The organism is Actinomadura sp., from assembly GCF_044508335.1.
Lineage (GTDB): Bacteria > Actinomycetota > Actinomycetes > Streptosporangiales > Streptosporangiaceae > Spirillospora.
Map to the genome: position 1 here is coordinate 1 of NZ_JBIQHY010000116.1, position 6,070 is coordinate 6,070.

General features: G+C 78.6%; 6 protein-coding genes. 4 read left to right on the plus strand and 2 right to left on the minus strand.

All coding sequences use genetic code 11. From position 1 onward, the window contains the following. Positions 1–31 precede the first annotated feature (31 nt). Positions 32–478, minus strand: coding sequence for a DUF6069 family protein (locus ACIWVC_RS28295; RefSeq protein ID WP_396454793.1), 447 nt, complete (start codon positions 476–478; stop codon positions 32–34). A gap of 157 nt (positions 479–635) precedes the next feature. On the opposite strand from ACIWVC_RS28295, the gene ACIWVC_RS28300 reads away from it, so the two are divergent. Both ACIWVC_RS28300 and ACIWVC_RS28305 read left to right on the plus strand, forming a co-directional pair. Next, positions 636–1,799 carry a sensor histidine kinase gene (locus ACIWVC_RS28300; RefSeq protein ID WP_396454794.1) on the plus strand — a complete coding sequence of 388 codons (1,164 nt, stop codon included), beginning with the start codon at positions 636–638 and terminating at the stop codon, positions 1,797–1,799. After that, positions 1,787–2,449 (plus strand): response regulator, encoded by a 663-nt coding sequence (locus ACIWVC_RS28305; RefSeq protein WP_396454795.1) that lies wholly within the window; start codon positions 1,787–1,789, stop codon positions 2,447–2,449. Before ACIWVC_RS28300 ends, ACIWVC_RS28305 begins: the two co-directional genes overlap by 13 nt. Before the next feature lie 325 nt (positions 2,450–2,774). Here the strand turns inward: ACIWVC_RS28305 and ACIWVC_RS28310 are convergent, their stop codons facing one another. Next, the gene (locus tag ACIWVC_RS28310; RefSeq protein WP_396454796.1) at positions 2,775–3,488 is read right to left on the minus strand and encodes a TetR/AcrR family transcriptional regulator; all 714 of its coding nucleotides are present in this window, start codon (positions 3,486–3,488) and stop codon (positions 2,775–2,777) included. 189 nt (positions 3,489–3,677) lie between these two features. Between ACIWVC_RS28310 and ACIWVC_RS28315 the strand changes: the two genes are divergently transcribed. Beyond that, positions 3,678–5,072, plus strand: a complete 1,395-nt coding sequence (locus ACIWVC_RS28315) for an MFS transporter (protein WP_396454797.1) — start codon at positions 3,678–3,680, stop codon at positions 5,070–5,072. 244 nt (positions 5,073–5,316) lie between these two features. Beyond that, positions 5,317–6,066, plus strand: a complete 750-nt coding sequence (locus ACIWVC_RS28320; RefSeq protein ID WP_396454798.1) for an SDR family oxidoreductase — start codon at positions 5,317–5,319, stop codon at positions 6,064–6,066. The last annotated feature ends 4 nt before the right edge of the window (positions 6,067–6,070 follow it).

Genomic DNA, 6,070 nt, shown 5'->3' on the forward strand with positions numbered 1-6,070 from the left:
GGGTGTCGGGGGTAGGTGGTGGCCGGCCGGGTCATCGAGGGGGCAGCGGGAACGGCTCCTGGTCCGCCGGCTGGGAGCGCCGGGGGCCGGCCGAAAGGCGCAGCCCCGGGATCAGGACGGCTCCCACCAGCAGGTGCATGCCCGCCAGGACGGCCAGCGAGGAGGTGTCGGCGGCGCTGCCGAGGGGGCCGAGCAGCGACAACGCCAACACGGCCAGGGCGGTGAACGTCCAGATGCGGCGGGGGCGGCCGGCGACGCGCTCCAGGAGGGCGAGCAGTGCCCAGGCCGCCAGTCCCGCGAGGAGACTCGCGGCGGCGACCGCGGCCGCGCCGACCTCGCGGGTCTGGCCGCCGGTCTCCGCGGACGGGTGGAGCCCGGCGACCGGGCCGGTCAGCATCCACAGCAGCAGGGCGGCAAGGGCGGCGGCGGCGACGGTCAGCGCCCGCCGAGTCCGAGAGGACTGGGTCCGAGTGGACATGTGCTTCTCCGTTCGTTCGGCTTGTGTCCGGTCAGCGTCGCCGGTGCGGCGGGGCCGCCGCATCGGGCGAGGGGCGGTGGCCGGTCCGTCCCGGGGAGGGGCGGGCACCGACTTTGGTCGGTGTCGGCGCCGGAGGGCCGCGGCTAGCCTTTGGCCGGTGAACGAGGTGACGTTCGGCCAGGTGGACGCCGTCCCGGGCGGGAAGCGCAGGCTCGCCGGCGCGGTGGTCCTGCTCGCGGTGTCGGGCGTGCTGATCGCGGTGACGGTCTGGGGCCGGGCGCAGGCGGGCGGCGAGCTGACCCTGGACATCGCGGTGGGGGCGGCGGGCTGGCTGCTGTCGCCGCTGCTGCTGTGGCGCCCGGTCCCGGCCGCGCTGGCGCTGAGCGTGCTGGCGGCGCTGTCGCCGGCGGCGACGCCGGTGTCGAGCATGGGGGTGCTGCACGTCGCGCAGCGGCGCCCGTTCCCGGTCGCGGCGGCCGCCGGCGCGGCGGGGATCGCGGCGCACGTCGTGCAGGGGCTGTGGCAGCCGAGCCGCGGCATCTCGTTCGGGTGGTGGCTGCTGCTGATCGCGCTCGGGTACGGGGCGCTGGTCGGCTGGGGCGCGCTGATCCGGGCGCGCCGCGCGCTGCTGATGTCGCTGCGCGAGCGCGCCCGCCGCGCCGAGGCCGAGCAGGGCCGCCGGGTCGCCGAGGCGAGGATGGCGGAGCGGACGCGGATCGCCCGGGAGATGCACGACGTGCTGGCGCACCGGCTGTCGCTGCTGGCGACCTACGCGGGCGCGCTGGAGTACCGTCCGGACGCGCCGCCCGAGCGGCTGTCGCAGGCCGCCGGGGTGGTCCGCGCCGGCGTGCACCAGGCGCTGGAGGAGCTGCGGGAGGTGATCCTGCTGCTGCGCGCCGAGGACGGCGCCGAGGACGGCGACCGGCCGCAGCCCGCGCTGGGCGACGTGCCCCGGCTGGTGGCGGAGTCGCGCGCCGCGGGCGCGGCGGTGGAGCTGCGCGACGAGGTGGCCGGCGCCGCGGACGTCCCGCCGCTGGCCGGGCGGACCGCGTACCGGGTGGTGCAGGAGGCGCTGACCAACGCCCGCAAGCACGCCGCGGGCCGTCCCGTGCGGGTGGTGCTGGAGGGCCGGGCGGGCGACGGGCTGGTCGTCGACGTCCGCAACGGGCTGCGGGAGGACGCCGGGCACGCCCCGCCGCCGGGCAGCGGCACGGGGCTGGTGGGGCTGACCGAGCGGGTCCGGCTGGCCGGGGGGCGGCTCGACCACGAGGCCGCGGCGGGCGAGTTCCGGCTGCGCGCCTGGCTACCATGGCCGGCGTGACCCGCCCCCTGCGCGTGCTGATCGTGGACGACGACGCCCTCGTCCGCGCCGGGCTGTCGATGATGCTGGACGGCACGGGCGGCATCACGGTGGCCGGCGAGGCCGCCGACGGCGACGAAGTGCCCGCGGCCGCCGACGCGCACGCGCCCGACGTGGTGCTGATGGACCTGCGGATGCCGCGCGTGGACGGCATCACCGCGGCCCGCCGCCTCCGCGCCCGCGCCAACCCGCCCGAGGTCATCGTGCTGACGACGTTCGACTCCGACGAGAACATCCTGCACGCGCTGCGCGCCGGGGCCAGCGGGTTCCTGCTCAAGGACACCCCGCCGGCGCAGATCGTCGACGCCGTCCGCAGGGTGGCCGCCGGGGACCCGATGCTGTCGCCGCGCATCACCCGCCGCCTCATGGACCGCGCGGCGACCGAGGCCGGCGCCCACCAGCGGGCCCGCGCGGCGCTGGCGCGGCTCAGCCCGCGCGAGAACGAGGTGGTCCTGGCGATCGCGCGGGGGCGGTCCAACGCCGACATCGCCGCGGAGCTGTTCATGAGCGTGGCGACCGTCAAGGCGCACGTGTCCAGCGTGCTGACCAAGCTCGACCTGGACAACCGCACCCAGATCGCGCTGCTGGCCCACGACGCCGGCCTCGCCTGACCGCCGCCGGGGCGATCCCCCGCCCCCGCGTCGCCGGACGAAGCGGGGGCGGCGCCGAAGATGAGCGCGGCCGCGGCGCCTGCCTGCCAGACGCCGGACCGAAGCGGCGCCGGTGCTCTGCGCGTCCCAGAGCGAGCCCGGCGAGAAGCCGGGCGAGGCGGACGGGAGCGTGACCGTCTGGACGACGGCGAGCCGACCGCGACGGCCCGCATCGACGCGGATCAGAACCTGATCGCCATCCGGCCGGGGCGCCGGCGTCCCGGCCGCCGGCCACGGCCTGGTGCGAGATGCTCGGCGCCCCCGTCCCCCGCTTTGATGGCGGAGCTCACCCGAGCCGTTCGCTGCGGGGAGGGTCTGCGGCGCGGCCCCCCGCACCGCCCGGCGCCCCGGCCTGGGGCGGCGGGGCGGTGAGGATGCCCGCCCGGGCGGCGGCGCAGGCCGCCGCGGCGGCGCGGTCCGCGGCGGCCTCGTCGACCGGTTCCCCGGTGATGAACGCGCGGTGGTACAGGGGCGCGACGGCGGCGCGGACGACCTCGGCCGGGTCGGTCCCGGCGGGGACCTCGCCGCGCGCGGCGGCGCGTTCGACGGCGGCGGCGGCCTGCTCGTGGCGGCGCGCGTAGAAGTCGTGCAGGGCGCGGGCGGCGGCGGGGCTGTGCGCGGCGGCCAGCACGAACGCGCGGGTGAGGGGGCCCTGCGCGGGGTCGGTGAGGCCGGTCAGCACGAGCCGGGCGAGGGCCCGCAGGTCGCCGGCGAGGGTGCCGGTGTCGGGGACGGGCCACGGTTCGGCGGCGGCGCGGGCGAGGGCGTCGGCGATGAGGCCGTCGGCGCCGCCCCAGCGCCGGTAGACGGTGGTCCTGTGGACGCCGGAGCGGGCGGCGACGCCCTCGACGGTGAGCCCCCGGTAGCCGTGCTCGGACAGTTCGGCGAGGGTCGCCTCCCGGACGGCGTCGCGCACCCGCGCGGTGCGGCCGCCGGGGCGGACGCTCCCGGGCCCCGCGCCGGTCACGGGCGCGGCCCGCGGGTGCCGGTCGGATCTCACGGCCCCGATCCTAAAGCAACACTCGTTGCGTTAACGCCGCCGCCGGCCGGTGGCCACACCTGCGGCAAGAGGAGGGGCGAATCATGCGGCAGGGTTCGCACCCCGCGATCAGGGAGCACGCGGTCTCCGACACGGGCGCGGGCTGATGCTTCGAGCCGCGCCGAAACGTCCCGGCTCCACGGTGGAGGAATGAACTCCACGACACCCGCCGCAGGACAGGCCGCGACCGGCACGCCGGGACCCGTGCCGCGCCGCGGCGCGATGCTGGCGATCCTGTGCGCCGGGATGTTCCTGGTGCTGCTGGACGTGACGATCGTCAACGTCGCGCTCCCCGGCATCGGCCGCGCCCTGGGCACCGGCCTGCCCGGCCTGCAGGGCGTCGTGGACGGCTACGCGGTCGCGATCGCCGGGCTGCTGCTCGGCGGCGGCGCCCTCGGCGACCGGATGGGGCACCGCCGCGTCACCGTCGCCGGGCTCGCCCTGTTCGGGGCCGCGTCGCTGGCGTGCGGGGCGGCGCCCGGCGCCGGGCCGCTGGTCGCGGCGCGGGTCGCGCAGGGCGCGGGCGCCGCGCTGCTGCTGCCCGGCGGCCTGGCGCTGATCACCCTGCTCTACCCGGGGCGCGCCGAGCAGGCGCGGGCGCTGGGGCTCTGGGCGGGCGTCTCCTCCACGGCGCTGCCGGCGGGGCCGCTGCTGGGCGGGCTGCTGGTCGACACGGCCGGGTGGCGGTGGATCTTCCTGCTGAACGTCCCGATCGCGGCGGCCGCGGTCGCGGGGGTCCTCGCGGTCGTCCGGGAGCCGCGGCGGCAGCGGCGGGACGCGCCGCTGGACCGCGCCGGGACGGCGCTGGCGCCGCTGGTCCTCGGCGGGCTGGTGTGGACGGTCATCGCGGCGGGCCGCGGCCACGGGGAGACCGCCGCCGTCGCCGCGGCGGTCGCCGTGGCCGCGGCGGCCGCGTTCGCCGCCGCGGAGCGGCGCGCCGCGGCGCCCATGTTCCCCGGCGGGCTGCTGCGCGTCCCGGCGTTCCTCGGCGCCAACGCCATCGCGCTGATCATGAACCTGGTCAGCAACGGGATGCTGTTCGTGGCGACGCTGCGGCTGCAGCAGGCGGGGCACCGGCCCGCGCTGGCCGCGGGGGCGATGCTGCTGCCGATGGCCGTGCCGCTGGTGCTGCTCGCGCCGGTCAGCGGCCGCCTCACCGCCCGGTTCGGGACGCGGGTGCCGCTCGGCGCGGGCACCGCGGTCGCCGCCGCCGGGTCGCTGTCCCTGCTGGCGGCCGGGCCCGGCGGCGGCTACGCGGCGCTGCTCCCGGCGCTGCTGGCGATCGGGATCGGCGACGGCCTGATCGTCACCGCCGTGGTCGCCGCGGCGATGCACGCCGCCCCGCCCGCCCACGCCGGCCTGGCCGGCGGGGTCAACAACACCGCCCGGCAGGCCGGCACGGCGCTCGGCGTCGCGGTGTACGGGGCGGTCGCCGGGCCGGCCCTGCGCCCCGCGTTCACCTCCGGCCTGCACGTCCTGGCCTGGACCAGCGCCGCGCTGTGGCTGGCCGCTCTCGCGCTGACCCGCATCGTCCCGGCCCGCTGAGGACCCCCGGGCCGGCGCCTGCGGGCGCGGCCGGGCGGCCGCGGCGGGGCTGCGGCGCCGGAGCCGCGTCCACCGCCTGACCGGCCCCGCCACCGGCGCTCAGGCCGGTCCAGGCGTGGGCGGCGCCCGTCCCGCGGGGGTTTGCGCGCCGGCCGGTCGTCGCAGGGCACGCCGCGGACATGTCCCGGCCGCCGTCCGCGGCGGGGCGGTGATAATGGAGCCCGGCCGGGAGGGAGGCTGGTCCATGGACGGACGGGTGGCGCTGGTGACCGGGGCCGGTTCGGGCATCGGGGCCGCGGTCGCGGCGGCGCTGCTGGACGCCGGCTGGCGGGTGGCGCTGACCGGCCGCCGCGCCGGGCGCCTCGAAGACACCGCCCGGGCCGCGCGCGGCGGGGAGGCGCTGACCGTGCCCGCCGACGTCACCGACCCCGCCTCCGTGCGGGCGCTGTTCGACGCGGTCCGCGACCGGTGGGGGCGGCTGGACCTGCTGGTCAACAACGCCGGCGTGTTCGGGGCGTCGGCGCCCGTCGAGGAGTACTCCCACGAGGAGTGGCGCACCGTCGTCGACACCAACCTCACCGGCGCGTTCCTGTGCGCGCAGCAGGCGTTCCGCATGATGAAGGACCAGGACCCGCAGGGCGGCCGCATCATCAACAACGGGTCCCTGTCGGCGCACACCCCGCGCCCCCGCACGGTCGCCTACGCCGCCAGCAAGCACGCGGTGACCGGGCTGACCAAGACGCTGTCGCTGGAGGGACGCCCCTACCGGATCGCGTGCGGGCAGATCGACGTCGGCAACGCCGCCACCGACATGACCGGCGGGTTCGGCGCCGGCACCCTGCAGGCGGACGGGACGGTCAAGCCCGAGCCGGTGATGGACGTCCGCCACGTCGTCGACGCCGTCCTGTACATGGCGGGCCTGCCGCTGGAGGCCAACGTCCAGCAGATGACGGTGCTGGCCACCGCGATGCCGTCCTACGTCGGACGCGGCTGACCGG